General features: G+C 72.3%; 13 protein-coding genes. 10 read left to right on the top strand and 3 right to left on the bottom strand.

What is annotated here, in order from left to right; translation table 11 throughout:
- The first annotated feature begins 248 nt into the window (after positions 1 to 248).
- The gene (locus ACYVDA_RS02635) at positions 249 to 1,982 is read left to right on the top strand and encodes a sensor histidine kinase (protein WP_460814757.1); all 1,734 of its coding nucleotides are present in this window, start codon (positions 249 to 251) and stop codon (positions 1,980 to 1,982) included.
- Here ACYVDA_RS02635 and ACYVDA_RS02630 read toward each other — a convergent pair.
- The 3 genes from ACYVDA_RS02630 to ACYVDA_RS02620 are packed head-to-tail and all read right to left on the bottom strand — an operon-like array spanning position 1,943 to position 3,531.
- Complete coding sequence (locus tag ACYVDA_RS02630; protein WP_460814755.1) at positions 1,943 to 2,383, bottom strand: VOC family protein; 441 nt, start codon at positions 2,381 to 2,383, stop codon at positions 1,943 to 1,945. The two genes, ACYVDA_RS02635 and ACYVDA_RS02630, sit on opposite strands and share 40 nt — an antisense overlap.
- Before the next feature lie 10 nt (positions 2,384 to 2,393).
- Positions 2,394 to 2,858 carry a helix-turn-helix domain-containing protein gene (locus ACYVDA_RS02625; RefSeq protein WP_460814754.1) on the bottom strand — a complete coding sequence of 155 codons (465 nt, stop codon included), beginning with the start codon at positions 2,856 to 2,858 and terminating at the stop codon, positions 2,394 to 2,396.
- 10 nt (positions 2,859 to 2,868) lie between these two features.
- Positions 2,869 to 3,531, bottom strand: coding sequence for a ribonuclease H family protein (locus ACYVDA_RS02620; protein WP_460814752.1), 663 nt, complete (start codon positions 3,529 to 3,531; stop codon positions 2,869 to 2,871).
- A gap of 101 nt (positions 3,532 to 3,632) precedes the next feature.
- Here ACYVDA_RS02620 and ACYVDA_RS02615 point away from each other — a divergent pair, with 101 nt between their 5' ends.
- The 9 genes from ACYVDA_RS02615 to ACYVDA_RS02575 all read left to right on the top strand — a co-directional run bounded on the left by ACYVDA_RS02615 (position 3,633) and on the right by ACYVDA_RS02575 (position 16,845).
- Positions 3,633 to 4,436 (top strand): IclR family transcriptional regulator, encoded by an 804-nt coding sequence (locus ACYVDA_RS02615; RefSeq protein ID WP_460814750.1) that lies wholly within the window; start codon positions 3,633 to 3,635, stop codon positions 4,434 to 4,436.
- 125 nt (positions 4,437 to 4,561) lie between these two features.
- A complete protein-coding gene (locus ACYVDA_RS02610; RefSeq protein ID WP_460814748.1) occupies positions 4,562 to 6,109 on the top strand; it encodes an aldehyde dehydrogenase family protein in 1,548 nt (515 codons plus the stop codon).
- On the top strand, positions 6,106 to 7,833 hold the full coding sequence (gene betA / locus ACYVDA_RS02605) for a choline dehydrogenase (protein ID WP_460814746.1): 1,728 nt from the start codon (positions 6,106 to 6,108) through the stop codon (positions 7,831 to 7,833). The genes ACYVDA_RS02610 and betA overlap by 4 nt, the downstream gene beginning before the upstream one ends.
- On the top strand, positions 7,830 to 8,900 hold the full coding sequence (locus ACYVDA_RS02600) for a quaternary amine ABC transporter ATP-binding protein (RefSeq protein ID WP_460814744.1): 1,071 nt from the start codon (positions 7,830 to 7,832) through the stop codon (positions 8,898 to 8,900). The genes betA and ACYVDA_RS02600 overlap by 4 nt, the downstream gene beginning before the upstream one ends.
- Position 8,901: 1 nt before the next feature.
- Positions 8,902 to 11,046, top strand: a complete 2,145-nt coding sequence (locus ACYVDA_RS02595; protein ID WP_460814742.1) for an ABC transporter permease — start codon at positions 8,902 to 8,904, stop codon at positions 11,044 to 11,046.
- A gap of 67 nt (positions 11,047 to 11,113) precedes the next feature.
- A complete protein-coding gene (locus ACYVDA_RS02590) occupies positions 11,114 to 12,100 on the top strand; it encodes an ABC transporter substrate-binding protein (protein WP_460814740.1) in 987 nt (328 codons plus the stop codon).
- Between the two features lie 487 nt (positions 12,101 to 12,587).
- Complete coding sequence (locus tag ACYVDA_RS02585; protein WP_460814737.1) at positions 12,588 to 15,098, top strand: GcvT family protein; 2,511 nt, start codon at positions 12,588 to 12,590, stop codon at positions 15,096 to 15,098.
- Positions 15,098 to 15,868, top strand: a complete 771-nt coding sequence (locus ACYVDA_RS02580; protein WP_460814734.1) for an electron transfer flavoprotein subunit beta/FixA family protein — start codon at positions 15,098 to 15,100, stop codon at positions 15,866 to 15,868. The genes ACYVDA_RS02585 and ACYVDA_RS02580 overlap by 1 nt, the downstream gene beginning before the upstream one ends.
- Complete coding sequence (locus ACYVDA_RS02575) at positions 15,865 to 16,845, top strand: electron transfer flavoprotein subunit alpha/FixB family protein (protein WP_460814732.1); 981 nt, start codon at positions 15,865 to 15,867, stop codon at positions 16,843 to 16,845. Before ACYVDA_RS02580 ends, ACYVDA_RS02575 begins: the two co-directional genes overlap by 4 nt.
- Positions 16,846 to 16,947 lie beyond the last annotated feature (102 nt).

Below are 16,947 nucleotides of genomic sequence, written 5' to 3'. Positions count from 1 at the left end.
GACCTTGGCGGGATCTGCCCCGATGTCCGGGCACACGCGGCCGTTCACCCCCAGGGACTAGGACCTCCGTCCTATTTACGGGCTTTCCTGCCAGATTCGGGACGATTTGGTGGCACTGTCCTGCTCGTGAGGTCCAGGTGAGTGGCCTCGCGGCGACGCCGCCGCGAGGCAGCACCGCGCCCGGACCCACCGCCGGGGCCAGCCGCGCCGACCGGACCGGGACCCCTCATCCCGGGTCCGGTCGGCGCGTGCTCGCCCCGCTCCTGGGGGCGGCCCTCGTGGTCCTGGTGGCCGGGCTCGCGGTCCCCGTCGTCGCGCTCGACCTCTCCTGGGGACCGGTCGACGGCGACTCGCTGCCGGTGGTCTCGGCCGTGGTCACGCTCGCGTGCACGACGTACGCCGCGGTCCGCAGCCGGGGTCGCCTGAGGCGGTCGTGGGCGCTGCTGGCCCTGACGATCCTGCTCAACGCGCTCGGCGCGGCCCAGTGGGTGGCCGCCGGGGGCTCCTCGGCGCAGCGGACGCTCTCGGGTCCCGACGTGCTCTACCTCGCGGCGCTGGCGCCGACCGTGCTCGCGCTGGCGACCTACCCCACCGCCCGGGGGCTGCCGGGGTCGTGGCGGCCGGTCCTGGTCGACGTGCTGGTGCTGGGCTCCTCGCTGCTGCTGCTCGGGGCGGTGCTGGCCCTGAGCGAGGTGCACCGCCTGGCCGAGGGCACCCGGGCGTTCCTGTTCCTCGTCTACCCCACCATGGACCTGCTGGTGATCAGCCTGGTCGCGGTGCTGCTGATGCGCAGCACCGGCCGGCTGCGGCTGGACGTGGTGCTGCTCGCACTGACCTTCGCCGCCTTCGCGGTCGGCGACTTCGCCTTCGCGCTCGACGGCGTCCACGGCCGGGAGGGCGGCCACGTCTCCCAGCTGGGGTACGTCGCCGCGAGCTCGCTGCTGGCGTTCGCCGCGCTGGCCGCGGTCTCCTGGGAGACGCCTCGACGCGTGCTGCACCGCGACCTGGGCGGCGCCGTCACCCCGGTCCTGCCCGACCTCGTGGCCCTGGTCGCCCTGGTCGCCTGCCTGGCCCGCGGCGTGGACGGCGACCTGCAGCTCGTCCTGGCCCTGGCCGTGCTGGGCCTGACCACCTGGCGCCGGGTCGCCCTGACCACCCACAACCTGCACCTGCGCCGCGACCTGGAGGCCCGGGTGTGCGCCCGCACCGAGGAGCTGCGCCAGCTCACCGAGCAGCACCGCCGGCTGGACGCGATGAAGCAGGAGTTCGTCTCGGCGGTCAGCCACGAGCTGCGCACGCCGCTGACCGCGATCCGGGGCTCCCTGGAGCTGCTGGTCGACGGCGACGCCGGCGAGCTGCCCGAGGCCGCCCGGCCGGTCGTCGCCATGGCCGCCCGGGGCAGCCTGCGCCTGTCCCGCCTGGTCGACGACATCATCGACCTCGAGCGGCTCCAGAGCGGCACCTTCGGGGTACGCCCGCAGCGGCACGACCTCGAGCGCCTGGTGGCCGAGGCGGTGGAGCCCCTGCGCCCGCTGGCCGACGAGGCCGGCGTGGCCCTGGTCCTCACCCCGATGGACCTCCGGGCGCACTGCGACGGCGACCGCACCACGCAGGCGCTGGTCAACCTGGTCGGCAACGCGGTGAAGTTCACCCCGCCCGGGGGGAGCGTGACGGTGGGCGCGGTCGAGTCCGACGGCTGGGTCGAGCTCCGCGTGGCCGACACCGGGCGCGGCATCCCCGCGGGCGAGCTCGAGGCCGTCTTCGACCGCTTCCACCAGGTCGATCCCGACGACGCCCGCACCCAGGCCGGCACCGGGCCCGGCCTGTCCATCACCCGCCACGTCGTGGAGGCCCACGGCGGGCGGGTCTGGGCCGAGAGCGAGCTCGGGGTCGGCTCGCGGTTCTGCTTCACCCTGCCGTCCGCCACCGCGCCCGTCGGGGCTCAGGAGCCGGCGGAGGCCTCCATCGCGGCCGGGTCGTAGGGGCGCTGCTCGACGAGCACCATCCAGTTGCCCGAGTTGTCGCGGCACACGGCCTCCACGCCGTACGGCCTCTCCTCGGGGTCCTGGACGAACTCCACGCCCTTGCTCTTGAGGTCGGCCACCGTCGCGCGGCAGTCGTCGACGGTCAGGCCCAGGCCGGCCATGCCGCCGCCGTCCATCGCCCGCTTCATCGCCTCGACCATGTCGGGGGAGTGTGGCGGGCCGGGCACCGAGAGGTTGACCTGGAGCTCGGGCTGGGAGGGGTGGACGACGGTGCACCAGCGGTAGTCGCCGAGCCGGATGTCGTCCTTCTCCTCGAAGCCGAGCACGTCGACGTAGAAGCGCTTGGCCTCGTCCTGGTCCTTGACGAAGACGCTGACGATCGAGATGTGGGTGATCATGCGGGCGACGCTAGCCAGGCTCGGCCGCCGGCCGCTTCTCCTGGCTTGCGGAGGTCTCGACCAGCCCGGCCATCAGCACGAAGCACCCCGGGATCCGCGGCGCCGAGGCTCCCCAGCGCTGCTGGAAGTCGCTCGGCGTCTCCCCCACGACGGCCCGGAACCGGCTGCTGAACGAGCCGAGGCTGGAGAAGCCCACGGCGTGGCAGACCTCGGTGACGCCCAGGGTGGTGGCGCGCAGGAGGTCCTGCGCACGCTCGATCCGACGCCGGGAGAGGTACGCCGCGGGCGTCACGCCGTACGTCTGGGTGAAGAGCCGGTGGAAGTGCCACTTGCTGATCCCCGCGAGCCGGGCGAGGAGCTCGAGGTCGACGGGCTCGGCGAAGTGGCGGTCCAGGTGGTCCCGGGCGCGGCGCAGGTGCACGAGCACGTCGGCCGGCACGTTCAGGCCTGCCCCCGCCCCGCCCGCACCGGTCACGTGCCCCGCCTCAGCCCGCGTGGCTGGCCTCGACCGCGAGCCGGTCGACCAGGTCGTTCATCGGGTGGCCGGAGTGACCCTTGACCCAGCGGAAGGTGACGTCGCCGCGCTCCTCGACCAGGTCGATCAGGGGCTCCCACAGGTCGCGGTTGGCCACCGGCTTCTTGGCCGCGTTGACCCAGCCACGGGCCCGCCAGCCGGTCCACCAGCTGTTCTTGAAGCAGTTCACGACGTACGTCGAGTCGCTCACCACCACCAGCGGCCCGGGCAGCGACCGGATCGCCTGGTAGGCCGCCATCACCTCCATCCGCTGGTTGGTGGTGGCCGGGTCGTGGCCGGAGTCCTCGAGGCCGTCCTGCACCGCCCAGGCCCAGCCCCCGGGTCCCGGGTTGCCGCGACACGCGCCGTCGGTGAAGGCGACCGTGGTGCCGGGCGGGACGGGGTCGTCGGCGTCGCTGACGTGGGCGGCCTTCTTCCCCGCCGCCTTCTTCGGGGCCGCCTTCCCCGCGGTCGCCTTCTTCGCGGGTGCGGCAGCGCCGGTGCCGGTCGCGAGCTCCCTGCCCCGGCACGCCTCGTGGACCCAGGCGGAGCCGGTCCCGTCGCGGACGATCTCGGCCCCCACCCCGATCCGCTCGGCGCACGCGGGGCAGGTCGTGGCGAACTTCGCCTTCATGGGTCTCCTGGTCTCGTCGGTGCTGGTCTCGTCGATCCTGGTGCGGCACGGTCCTCGGTCGGCCCCTGGCCTGGTTGCGCCTGGCGGTCTACGGTCGCGTCATGAGCAACGGCGCCGTGGAGGCCTCCGGGAGCCCGGGCGCTCCGGGGAGTGCTCCGGGCGTGCAGTCCGTCGACCGGGCCCTGCGGATCCTGGAGATCCTGGCACGCACCGGCGAGGCCGGCGTCACGGAGGTCGCCGCCGCCCTCGAGGTCCACAAGAGCACGGCCTTCCGGCTCGTGGCCACCCTGGAGCAGCACGGCCTGGTCGAGCAGGTCGAGGGTCGGGGCAAGTACCGCCTCGGCGTCGGGCTGCTGCGCCTGGCCGGGGCGACCAGCGCCCGGCTCGACGTCGTCCAGGAGGCGCGGCCGCTGTGCAAGCAGCTGGCCGCCGACACCGGCGAGACGGTCAACCTGGCCACCCTCTCGGGTCACAGCGCGCTCTACCTCGACCAGGTCGCGGGCCCGTCCGCGCTGGGCACCCACAACTGGGTCGGCCAGCACATCCCCCTGCACGCCACCAGCAACGGCAAGGTCCTGCTGGCCTGGCTCGAGGCCCGCGAGCTGGACGACCTGCTGGCCAGCCTCCCGGCGTACACCGGGGCGACGATCACCAGCAAGGCCCGGCTGCGCCGGGAGCTGGAGGTCGTCCGCGAGCAGGGCCACGCGGTCGCGGTCGACGAGCTGGAGATCGGGCTCACCGCGATCGCGGCGCCGGTGCGCAACGCCCACGGCGACGTCCTGTGCTCGATGAGCGTCTCGGGGCCGACCTTCCGGCTCCGGGAGGACCGGGTCGCCGAGGTCACCCCGCTGCTGGTCGAGGCCGCGGTCGAGCTGTCGCACCGCCTCGGGTGGGGCGTGCGCTGAGCGCCTGAGCGGTCGGCGCGTGGTCCAGAACGGTCGGTACCGATCGTGTTGCGGACCTTGACGCGCCCCCCGACCGTGAGCATTGTGTCTCGGATAGCGCTCACCGGTTGCAGATGACGCAACGCGTGAGGGTGCGCAGCACCTCGCTGCGCCACGACCGAGGACGGACGCGGATGCCCGAGAACTTCATCGGTGGGGAGTGGGTCGCCGCTCGCGAGGGTGGCCGCCGGGAGATCCGCTGCCCCGCGGACGGCACGCTCGTGGCCGAGGTCGACGAGTCCACCCGGGTCGACACCGAGTCCGCGATCGCCGCCGCCCGCGCCGCCTTCGACGACGGCCCCTGGGCCGCCACCACCGCCCGCGAGCGCGGCGACCTGCTGCTGCGCGTGGCCGACCTGCTCCAGCGCGACAAGGCCGCGATCGCCCGCGCGGAGTCGCTCGACACCGGCAAGCGGCTGGTGGAGAGCGAGCTCGACGTCGACGACGTCACCAGCGTCTTCGCCCACTTCGGCCGGGTCGCCGACGCCCACGCGGGCCGGGTCGTCGACACCGGCAACGCGAGCGTCGTGAGCCGTGTGGTCACCGAGCCGGTCGGCGTGTGCGGCCTGATCACGCCGTGGAACTACCCCCTGCTCCAGGTGGCGTGGAAGGTCGCCCCGGCGCTGGCCGCGGGGTGCACCTTCGTGCTCAAGCCCAGCGAGCTGTCCCCGCACACGGCCGTGCACCTGATGCGGCTGCTGGCCGAGGCCGGCGTCCCCGACGGTGTCGCCAACCTGGTGCTCGGGACCGGCCCCGACGCCGGCGCGGCCCTGAGCGAGGACCCCCGCGTCGACCTGGTCTCCTTCACCGGCGGCCTCGAGACCGGCAAACGGATCATGGCCGCGGCCTCGGCGACGGTGAAGCGGGTGGCGCTCGAGCTGGGCGGCAAGAACCCCAACGTCGTCTTCGCCGACGCCGACCGCGAGGCCGCCCTCGACAACGCGCTCACCGCGGTCTTCCTGCACTCCGGCCAGGTCTGCTCCGCCGGGGCACGCCTGCTGGTCGAGGACTCCATCGCCGACGACTTCGTCGCCGAGCTCGTGCGCCGTGCGGGCACGATCCGCCTCGGCGGCCCCTTCGACGCCGACGCCGAGACCGGGGCGCTGATCTCCCAGGGCCACCTGGACAAGGTCGCGGCGTACGTCGACGCCGGCCGGGCGGAGGGCGCCACCGTCCTGCTCGGCGGCCACCGGGTCACCGACGGCGACCTCGCCGACGGGTTCTTCTACGCCCCCACGATCCTGGGCGAGGTCACCTCGGGGATGCGGGTGGCCCAGGAGGAGTCCTTCGGGCCGGTCCTGACCGTCGAGACCTTCACCGGCGAGGACGAGGCCGTCCGGCTGGCCAACGACTCGATCTACGGCCTGGCCGGCGCGGTCTGGACCCAGGACGCCGGCAAGGGCCAGCGGATCGCGGCCCGCCTGCGGATGGGCACGGTCTGGATCAACGACTTCCACCCCTACCTCGCGCAGGCGGAGTGGGGCGGCTACAAGCAGTCCGGCATCGGTCGGGAGCTCGGGGAGCACGGTCTCGCGGAGTACCAGGAGGTCAAGCACGTGTGGCACAACATCGCACCGGCCCCCAGCGACTGGTTCGGGGCCGCGGCAGGCCCGACCGACGGGGGCGCGTCGTGAGCGGGCGGCGGGAGCACTGGGACTTCGTCATCGTCGGCGGCGGGTCGGCCGGGTGCGCCCTGGCCAACCGGCTCAGCGCCGACCCCGCGACCAGCGTGCTGGTGCTGGAGGCCGGGCGGTCGGACTTCCGGATCGACCCCTTCATCCACATGCCGGCCGCGCTGCCGTTCCCGATCGGCAGCCGGTTCTACGACTGGAAGTACGAGACCGAGCCCGAGCCGGAGATGCACGGACGCCGGATCTACCACGCCCGCGGCAAGGTGCTCGGCGGGTCCAGCTCGATCAACGGGATGATCTTCCAGCGCGGCAACCCGATGGACTACGAGCGCTGGGCCGGCGACGAGGGTCTCCAGGACTGGGACTACCTGCACTGCCTGCCGTACTTCAAGCGCATGGAGACCCTGATGGTCGACGGGCGCGTCGAGGCCGACACCTGGCGCGGCGGCAGCGGTCCGCTCGTGCTCGAGCGCGGGCCGGCCACCAACCCGCTGTTCGGGGCCTTCTTCGAGGCCGCCCAGCAGGCCGGCTACCCCCTCACCGACGACGTGAACGGCTACCGCCAGGAGGGCTTCGCGCGCTTCGACCGCAACGTCCACCGCGGACGGCGGCTCTCGGCGGCCCGGGCCTACCTGCACCCGGTCATGGACCGGCCCAACCTGCGCGTCGAGACGCTCGCGATGGCCACCGGCATCCTCTTCGACGGCACCCGCGCGACCGGGGTGGAGTACCTCCGCGCCGGCCGCTCCCGGCGTACGGCGAGGGCCGGCGAGGTGATCCTGTGCGGCGGCGCCATCAACACCCCGCAGCTGCTCCAGCTCTCCGGCGTCGGCGACCCCGCCCTGCTCGAGCCGCTCGGCGTCCCGGTCGTGCACGGCCTCAAGGGCGTCGGGGAGAACCTCCAGGACCACCTCGAGGTCTACATCCAGCACAGCTCCAAGCTGCCGGTCTCGATCGCCCCCGGCATGGCCTGGCACCGCCGCCCGGGCATCGGCGCCAACTGGCTGTTCCGCCGCCAGGGTCTCGGCGCCACCAACCACTTCGAGGGCGGCGGCTTCGCCCGCAGCAACGAGGACGTCGACTGGCCCAACCTGATGTTCCACTTCCTGCCGATCGCGGTGCGCTACGACGGCTCGGCGCCCACCGAGGGCCACGGCTACCAGGTCCACATCGGGCCGATGTACGCCGACACCCGCGGCTGGGTGCGCATCGCCAGCCGCGACCCCCAGCAGCACCCGAAGATGCTGTTCAACTACCTCTCCACGCCCAACGACAAGCGCGAGTGGGTCGAGGCCGTGCGGGTCGCCCGCGACATCCTGGGCCAGCCCGCCTTCGACCCGTTCAACGCGGGCGAACTGTCGCCGGGGCCGAGCGTGGAGACCGACGAGGAGATCCTCGAGTGGGTCCGCAAGGACGCCGAGACCGCCCTGCACCCCTCGTGCACCGCCAAGATGGGCCTGGACGAGATGTCGGTGACCGACCCCTCCTCGATGCGGGTGCACGGCACCGAGGGCCTGCGCGTGGTCGACGCCAGCGTCTTCCCCTACGTCACCAACGGCAACATCTACGCCCCCGTGATGATGGTCGCCGAGAAGGCCGCCGATCTCATCCTGGGCCACACGCCCCTGGTCGCCGAGCCCGTCCCGTTCTACCGTCACCGCGACGACTCACCCCTCTACCCGCCCGGCGACAGCCGGAACACCCGACCCGAGGAGGTGCGGTCATGACCGCCACCGACGAGCGACCGGCGAGCACGACCCCGGCCAGCGGGCCCCCCGCGCTCCACGTCGAGGGCCTGTGGAAGATCTTCGGCCCGCGCGCCGACAAGATCATCGGCACCGACCAGGCGCAGCTCTCCCGCAAGGAGCTCCAGGAGCAGACCGGCCACGTCGTCGGCATCCGCGACGTCTCCTTCGACGTCGCCCCCGGCGAGGTCTTCGTGGTGATGGGTCTCTCCGGCTCGGGCAAGTCCACGCTGGTGCGGCTGCTGACCCGGCTGATCGAGCCCACCGCCGGCACCGTGGAGCTGTACGGCGACCGGATCACCGGCATGACCGACTCCGACCTGCTCGACACCCGGCGGCGCAAGGTCTCGATGGTCTTCCAGCACTTCGGCCTGCTGCCGCACCGCAAGGTCGTCGACAACGTCGCCTTCGGCCTCGAGGTGCGCGGCGAGGGCAAGAAGCAGCGCCGCGACCGCGCCCAGGAGATGGTCGACCTGGTGGGCCTCTCGGGCTACGAGAACAACTACCCCGACCAGCTCTCCGGCGGCATGCAGCAGCGGGTCGGCCTGGCCCGGGCCCTGGCCGCCGACCCCGACGTGATGATGTTCGACGAGCCGTTCTCGGCGCTGGACCCGCTGATCCGCCGCGACATGCAGCAGGAGGTCATCCGGCTGCACGAGGAGGTCGGCAAGACGATGGTCTTCATCACCCACGACCTCGCCGAGGCCCTCAAGCTGGGCGACCGGATCCTGATCATGCGCGACGGCGAGGTCGTCCAGATCGGGACGCCCGACGAGGTCGTCGGCGCCCCCGCCGACGACTACGTCCGCGACTTCACCAGCGACGTCCCCAAGTCCCACGTGCTCACCTTGAAGTGGGTGATGCGCCCCGACGACGGCTCGACCTCGGCCGACGCGCCGTCCCTGTCGTGCGACACGATCGTGCGCGACGCGGCCCGGGCGGTGCTCGACCACCGCGGCCCCTGCCGGGTGGTCGAGGGCGACCGCGTGGTCGGGGTGGTCGACGACGAGGACATCTTGCGGGTCGTCGTCGCCGAGGACGGTCGCTGAGATGACCACGACGGCGACGGCTCCCCCGCCCGCGGCCCCCGAGTCGGGCGGCAGCAAGGAGGAGCAGCCGTACGTCGAGGCCAGCCGCAAGCGCCACACCGGCGCCCTCCTCCTCGGGGTCCTCGTGGTCTGGCTGGTGCTGTTCGCCCTGCTCAGGGGCCACGACACCCGCGCCCTGGGCATCCAGGACACCACCGGCTTCCACGACTGGCTCAACCGTGTGCGCGACTGGGTCCAGCTGCACGGCCCGGACAACTGGTTCTTCGGCGGCGTCCTGGGCTTCATCGGCGACACCTTCAACGCCGTCTTCACCTTCCTCCAGAAGCTCGTCAGCGTCCCGGCCTTCCCGCGACCGGTCCCCCAGGTCGGGTGGCTGGGCGTGATCGCCGTCGCCGCCTGGATCAGCTGGGCGGTCGCGGGCCTGCGCTCGATGGCCCTGGTCGTCGTCTCGATGCTGTTCTTCGGGATCTTCGACCTCTGGCAGGACAGCCTGGACCTCCTGCTGGTCACGCTGCTCTCCGTCGCGGTCTGCTTCGTGATCGGCCTGCCCCTCGGCATCGCCATGGCCCGCAGCCACCGCGTCTCGGCGGTGGTCACGCCGTTCCTCGACATCGCCCAGACGCTGCCCCCCTTCGCCTACCTCGCCCCGGTCGCCCTCGGGTTCGGCATCGGCCCCACCACCGGGATCGTGCTGACCGTCATCTACGCCCTGCCCCCGCTCGTGCGCATCTCCGAGCACGGCATCCGCTCGGTGCCGCAGACGACGGTGGAGGCGGCCCGCTCGATGGGGCTCACCGGGCGGCAGATGCTGCGCCAGGTCGAGCTGCCGATGGCCCGCCGCACCATCGTCGTCGGCATCAACCAGAGCATGATGGCCGCCCTGTCGATGGCCACGATCGCCTCGCTGGTCAACGGCCCCGGGCTCGGCAAGCCCGTCAACGCGGCCCTGCAGGTGCAGAACATCGGCGCCGCGGCGGTGGCCGGCATCCTGATCGTGCTGATGGCGATCATGCTGGACCGCACCACGACCGCGGCCAGCGAGCGCTCGGAGAGCTCGGGCCGCAGGGGCTCCGGCCTCGCCTCGGTCAGCGGCCCCGGGGTCATGCGCATGGGCGTGGTGCTGGAGAAGCTGCCGCGCTGGGCCACCGAGAACGCCGGCCGCGGCGTACGCCGGCCGCGCCTGACCAGTGCCGGCCGGTGGTCGGTCCGAGCGCTGTGGCTGGTGCCGGTGCTGGTCGCGGTCTACCTCTCGCGCGCCCAGCTCGACCTCGCGCAGTTCCCGGACCGCACCGTGTGGCCCTTCCTCAAGCCGATCGACGGCCAGACGGCCACCAAGCTCGTCAACGACTTCGCCACCTGGTTCATCGACCTGATCGACACCTTCACGCTGGCGCTGAAGAACGACGTCACGGACTGGGTGGTCAACCCGTTCCAGAGCCTCCTCTCGGACTCGCCCTGGTGGCTGATGGCCGTGGTGATCCTGGCCCTGGCCTTCGTCCTCGGCGGGTGGCGGCCGGTCGTCCCGACCGTGGTGTGCCTGGCCATCATCTACGCCGTCGGCCTGTGGAACGACACCATGCTGACGCTCGCGATGACCCTGATCGCCACCCTGCTGGTGATGGTCGTCGCGGTCGTGCTCGGCGTCGCGATGGGACGCAACCGGCGGGCCGACACGCTGATCCGACCGTTCCTGGACGCCTTCCAGACGATCCCGCCGTTCGTCTACCTGGTCCCGGCGCTGGCGCTCTTCGGCGTGGGCCGCTTCACCGCGATCATGGCCGCCCTGGCGTACGCCGTGCCCATCGCCACCAAGCTGGTCGCCGACGGCATCCGCGGCGTCGCCCCCACCACCGTCGAGGCGGCCCGGGCGAGCGGCTCGACCACCTGGCAGCTGATCACCAAGGTGCAGCTGCCGATGGCGCGCGAGGCCCTGGTCCTGGCCACCAACCAGGGACTGCTCTACGTGCTGTCGATGGTGGTCATCGGCGGCCTGGTCGGCGGCGGCAGCCTGGGCTACCTGGTGGTCTCCGGCTTCGCCCAGGACCAGCTCTTCGGCAAGGGGCTGGCGGCCGGCATCGCGATCACCGCCCTGGGCGTGATGCTCGACCGGATCGCCCGTCACGCCGCCGGCCGCAGCGGGCGATGACCGCACCCCACCCCACCCAGACGTCTCCACGGGCCGACCGCGGAGCAGCAGAGCAGAGGAGAACGACATGGCACGAGGACTGATCCGGGGACGCACCCGGTTGGTGGCGATCGTGGCCTCGGTGGGCCTCGGCGTGGCCGGTCTCGCCGGGTGCGGGAGCGGGGGCATCAAGGACACCACCACGAGCGGCGGCAGCTCCAGCGGCAAGAGCTGCGGCGACCTGCGCATCGCGGTGAACCCGTGGACCGGCTACGTGGCCAACGCCCACGTGATCGGCTACATCGCGCAGAGCAAGCTCGGCTGCAACGTCACCTACCCCGACGTCAAGGAGGAGGTGGGCTGGCAGGGCATGGCGAGCGGCTCCATCGACACCATCGTGGAGAACTGGGGCCACCCCGACCTGGTCAAGAAGTACATCGACCAGCAGAAGAGCGTCGTCGACGCCGGCCCGACCGGCGGCAAGGGGATCATCGGCTGGTACGTGCCGCCGTGGATGGCCCAGAAGTACCCCGACATCACCAACTGGAAGAACCTGAACAAGTACGCCTCGATGTTCAAGACCTCGGAGTCCGGCAGCAAGGGTCAGCTGCTCGACGGCGACCCGTCCTACGTCACCAACGACGAGGCGCTGGTGAAGAACCTGAAGCTGAACTACAAGGTGGTCGTCGGCGGCAGCGAGGCCGGCCTGATCCAGAGCTTCAAGTCCGCGGAGAAGAACAAGACGCCGCTGCTGGCCTACTTCTACGAGCCGCAGTGGTTCTTCTCGGAGATGAAGCTGGTCCACGTCGACCTGCCGAAGTACACCAACGGCTGCGACGCCGTCCCGGCCAAGGTGAACTGCGACTACCCGCCGTACACGCTGAACAAGCTGATCGCCAAGAAGTTCGCCGACTCCGGCTCGCCCGCCGTCGGCCTGGTCAAGAAGTTCAGCTGGACCAACGACGACCAGAACCTGGTCGCCAAGTACATCGCCCAGGACGGCATGAAGCCCGACGACGCCGCCAAGAAGTGGGTCGACGCCAACCCCGACAAGGTCAAGGCCTGGCTCGGCTGACCCTCTGCTCCTCACGGCGACCGGGCGGTCGCGTCGGCTCCCCCGACGCGCCGCCCGGTCGTCGTACGTGGGGGGGTCTGCACGTGCGACCCGACCACGCTCGTCGTACGTGAGGCGGGCGGGCGGGGACTCTGCAAATGTGACCTGGGAGTCGCCTGTGGCACCCGTGCGTCGATTCCTGCCACATCGCCACGGGAGCGCTCTGCACATGTGACGCGGCCGCGCTCGTCGCGGACCCCGTCAGCACCTCCAGCGACATTCGCAGACCCCCGCCGTGGCGATGTGGCAGCCGTGACCCCTGGGGACCCCATGCGTCTCCCCCGCGACATTTGCAGCAAGCCGGCCGGCCCGACCCCCCGCACCCACCCACCCCGGGTCCTTGACACCCCCCGGGCCGCGACCGACGATGGACACAGAGTTTCTCATCGCGCACCACGTTGCATCATGCGCAACACCAGGTGCATCACCTGAGCCCCGGAGGACCCCCATGGCCACCGTCCCCAGCACCGCGAAGGTCGTCGTCATCGGCGCGGGCATCGTCGGCAACAGCCTCGTGCACCACCTGACCCGGCTGGGGTGGACCGACGTGGTCCAGCTCGACAAGGGAGCCCTGCCCAACCCGGGCGGCTCGACCGGCCACGCCAGCAACTTCATCTTCCCGGTGGACCACTCCCGCGAGATCACCGACCTGACGATGGACTCGGTCAAGCAGTACAAGGAGATGGGCGTCTTCACCCAGTCCGGCGGCTTCGAGGTCGCGCGCACGCCAGAGCGGATGGAGGAGCTGCGGCGCCGGATGTCCAGCGCCAAGGCCTGGGGCATCGAGGCCGAGATCGTGACCCCGGAGTTCGTCGCCGAGAAGGTGCCGTTCCTCGACCCCGACCAGATCATCGGCGCCTTCTGGTGCCCCTCGGTCGGCGTCGTCGACTCGCTGCGCGCCGGCACGATCATGCGCGAGCAGGCGCTGGCCACCGGCCACCTGACCGTGGTGCCGAACGTCGAGGTCGAGGACCTCGGCGTCGAGAACGGTCGGATCACCAAGGTCGTCACCGACCAGGGCGACATCCACGCCGAGCACGTCGTGATCGCCTGCGGGGTGTGGAGCCCCAAGATCGGCGACATGGCGGGCGTCAACATCGCCCTGACCCCGGCCGTCCACCAGATGATCTCGGTCGGCCCCTGCCCCCAGCTCGCCGAGCGCGAGGGCGAGATCAGCTTCCCGATCGTGCGCGACATGGACACCTTCTGCTACGAGCGCCAGCACGGTGCCGACATGGAGGTCGGCTCCTACGCCCACCGCGCGATCCTGCACGAGCCCGAGGAGATCCCCTCGATCGAGCAGGCCAAGCTCTCCCCGACCGAGATGCCCTTCACCGAGGAGGACTTCGACCCCCAGCTCGAGCAGGCCCTGGAGCTGATGCCCGAGCTGCTCGGGGCCGACGGCGCCGAGATCCGCTACGCGATCAACGGGCTGCTCTCGCTCACCGCCGACGGCTCCCCGATCCTGGGCGAGAGCCACGTCAAGGGTCTGTGGACCGCCGCCGCGGTCTGGATCAAGGAGGGCCCGGGCGTCGGACGCGCCGTCGCGGAGTGGATGACCCACGGCCACTCCGAGATCGACGTCGCCCACAGCGACATCGCGCGCTTCCACCCCCACGAGACCACCCGCGAGCACGTCCGGGCGCGCACCAGCGAGTCGTTCATCAAGACCTACGGCATCGTCCACCCCGGCGAGCAGTACGCCTCCGACCGCGACGTCCGCTTCTCCCCGATGGCCGACTCCCAGCGCGAGCTCGGCGCGGTGTTCCACGAGACCGTCGGCTGGGAGCGGCCGTGGTGGTACGAGTCCAACGCCCCCCTCCTCGAGACGTACGGCGACGCCGTGATGCCGCGCGAGCACGAGTGGGACTCCCGCTGGTGGAGCCCGATCGTCAACGCCGAGCACCTCGCGATGCGCGAGCACGCCGGCATCATCGACCTCACCGCCTTCCAGGTCCTCGACATCACCGGCCCCGGCGCCCTCGCCTCGGTGCAGCAGACCTGCGTCGCGCAGTGCGACGTCGCGATCGGCAAGGTCGTCTACACCCCCGTGCTCGACGCCAAGGGCGGCTTCCGCTCCGACCTGACCGTGATGCGGCTGGGTGAGGACCACTTCCGCGTCGTCACCGGCGGCGCCCACGGCATGGCCGACCGCCACTGGTTCACCTCCCACCTCGCCGAGGGGGCGACGCTGGCCGACGTCACCGAGCAGGTCTCCACCATCGGCATCTGGGGCCCCCGCGCCCGCGACATCCTCGCCTCGCTCACCGCCGACGACGTCAGCAACGACGCCTTCGGGTTCCTGACCAGCCGCGAGATCTCCGTCAAGGGCGTCGACGCCCCCGTGCTGGCCTCGCGGATCTCCTACGTCGGCGAGCTCGGCTGGGAGCTCTACGTGCCCTTCGAGGCGGCTGCCGACCTGTGGGCCGCCCTGCTCACCGCCGGCCGCGAGCACGGCGCCGTACCCGTCGGCATCGGGGTCTACGGCACCACCGGCCGCCTGGAGAAGGGCTACCGCGCCTTCGGGGCCGAGCTCGACGCCGAGCGCAGCATCGTCGAGGCCGGCATGCAGCGGCCCAAGGTCAAGGCGGCCGACTTCGTGGGCAAGGAGGCCTACCTCGCCCAGCGCGACGCCGCCCCGCAGGCGGTGCTGTGCACGCTGACCGTGGAGGACCACGTCTCGGCCAGCGGCGTGAAGCGCTACATGCTCGGCGGCGAGCCGATCCTGACCCGCGACGGCGAGCTGCTCACCGACGGTCACGGCCACCACCCCTACGTCACCAGCGCCGGCTCGGCACCCTCGCTGGGCAAGCACGTGCTGCTGGCCTACCTGCCGCCCGAGCAGGCCGTGCTCGGCCAGGAGCTCGCGGTGTCCTACATGGAGGAGCTCTACCCCGTCGTCGTCGGCTCGGTGGACTCCACCCCGCTGCTCGACCCGACCAACGAGCGGATGCGCTGATGGCGCGCGTCCTGGTCTGCGTCAAGCGCGTCCCGGACTTCTCCGGCGAGGTGCTGCTGAGCGAGGACGCCCAGTCGGCCGACGCGCGCTTCGTCGGGTTCACGCTGTCGGCCCACGACCTGTGCGCGGTCGAGACGGCCGTCCAGGTGGCCGCGGCGACCGACGGGTCGGCGACGGTGCTGAGCATCGGCTCGGCCGACGCCGTCGAGCAGCTCCGCACGGCGCTCGGCGTCGGGTGCACCGCCGCGACCCTGGTCGAGGCCGACCCGGTGGCGCTGGGGCCCGCCGACGTGGCGCGCGAGATCGCGGCCGTCGTGGCCGACCACGAGGCCGAGCACGGTGCCTACGACCTCGTCCTGCTCGGCAACGACGCCGCCGACTCCGGCGACTTCCAGGTCGGCATCCGGCTCGCCCACGCCCTCGAGCGCCCGGTCGTGACCGGGATCAAGAACGTCTCGGTCGAGGGCGGCACGGCGACGCTGGTCGGCGAGGGCGCCCTGGGCCGGGAGACGTACGCCGTCCCCACGCCCGCCGTGGTCACCGTCCTCGAGGGCGGCGTCGAGCCCCGCTACCCGACCATCACCGGCCGGATGAAGGCCAAGAAGATCCCGGTCGAGCAGCGCGCGCTGGCCGCCGAGCCGCGGGGCAGCGGACGGGTGCGGATGACGCTCCCGGAGGCGACGCCCTCGACGGCGACGGTCCTGGGCGAGGGACCCGAGGCGGCGCCCGCCGTCGTCGACCTGCTGCAGCAGCTGGGGGTGGCCCGATGATCGTGGTCTACGTGGAGACGACCGGCGGCGTGGTCGCCGAGGTCTCGCTGGAGGCGCTGACCTTCGCGCGCACGCTGGCCGCGGCCGGTGGGGGCGTGCCGGTCGACGCCGTCGTCACCGGGCCGATCGGCGACTCCGTGGCCAAGGACCTCGCCGAGGCGGGCGTGCGCACGGTGCTGCACGCCGGCTCCTCGGCGTACGACGCCTTCTCCGGCGCGTCCTGCGCCACCGCCGTCCTGGCCGCCCGCGAGGCGACCCGGGCGGTCGTGCTGATGGCCGGCGGCACCAACCGCGGCAACGAGGTGATGGCCCGCGTGGCCACCCGCCTCGACGTCGCGATGGCCCCCAACGTGGTCGCCTTCGGCGGGCTCTCGCCCTTCACGGTCACCCGGCAGGTCGTCGGGGGTGCGGCCTTCGAGGAGGTGCGCCTCTCCCAGCGCCCGGCGGTCCTCACCGTGGCCGGCCACGCCGTCGAGATCGCGCCGGCCGACGTCGCCGGAGCGGGCACCGTCACGCCGCTCGACGTCGAGCCGTCGGAGGCGGACCTGCTGGTCCGCGCGGTCTCCACCGAGCCGGTCGACACCGACGGCGCCGACGGCCTGAAGTCGGCCCGCGTCGTGGTCGGCGCCGGGCGCGGCGCCGGCGGACCCGACGGCTTCGCCGACGTCAGCGAGCTGGCGTCGTTGCTCGGCGGCCAGCTCGGTGTCTCCCGCGTCGTCACCTCGCTGGGCTGGCGCCCGCACCACGAGCAGGTCGGGCAGACCGGCAGCCGGATCTCGCCCGAGGTCTACATCCCCTGCGGCATCTCCGGCGCCATCCAGCACTGGGCCGGCTGCGCCAGCTCCAAGGTGATCGTGGCCGTCAACACCGACGCCGAGGCCCCGATGATGACCAAGGCGACGTACGCCGTCGTCGGGGACATGCACGAGGTGGTCCCCGCCATCAACGAGGAGATCCGGCGTCGGCGGCGGGGGTGAGGACCGACTGTTCCCCGGCTAGCCGGGGAACAGTCGGCTCATCGGCCGAACGTTCACCCGACAAGCCGACCGTCTGGCCGACAACCTGCCGCCCCGGGCCGC

Source organism: Nocardioides korecus, from assembly GCF_054778395.1.
The sequence above is the reverse complement of the archived record's forward strand: the minus strand, read 5'-3'. Positions and strand labels throughout refer to the sequence as shown.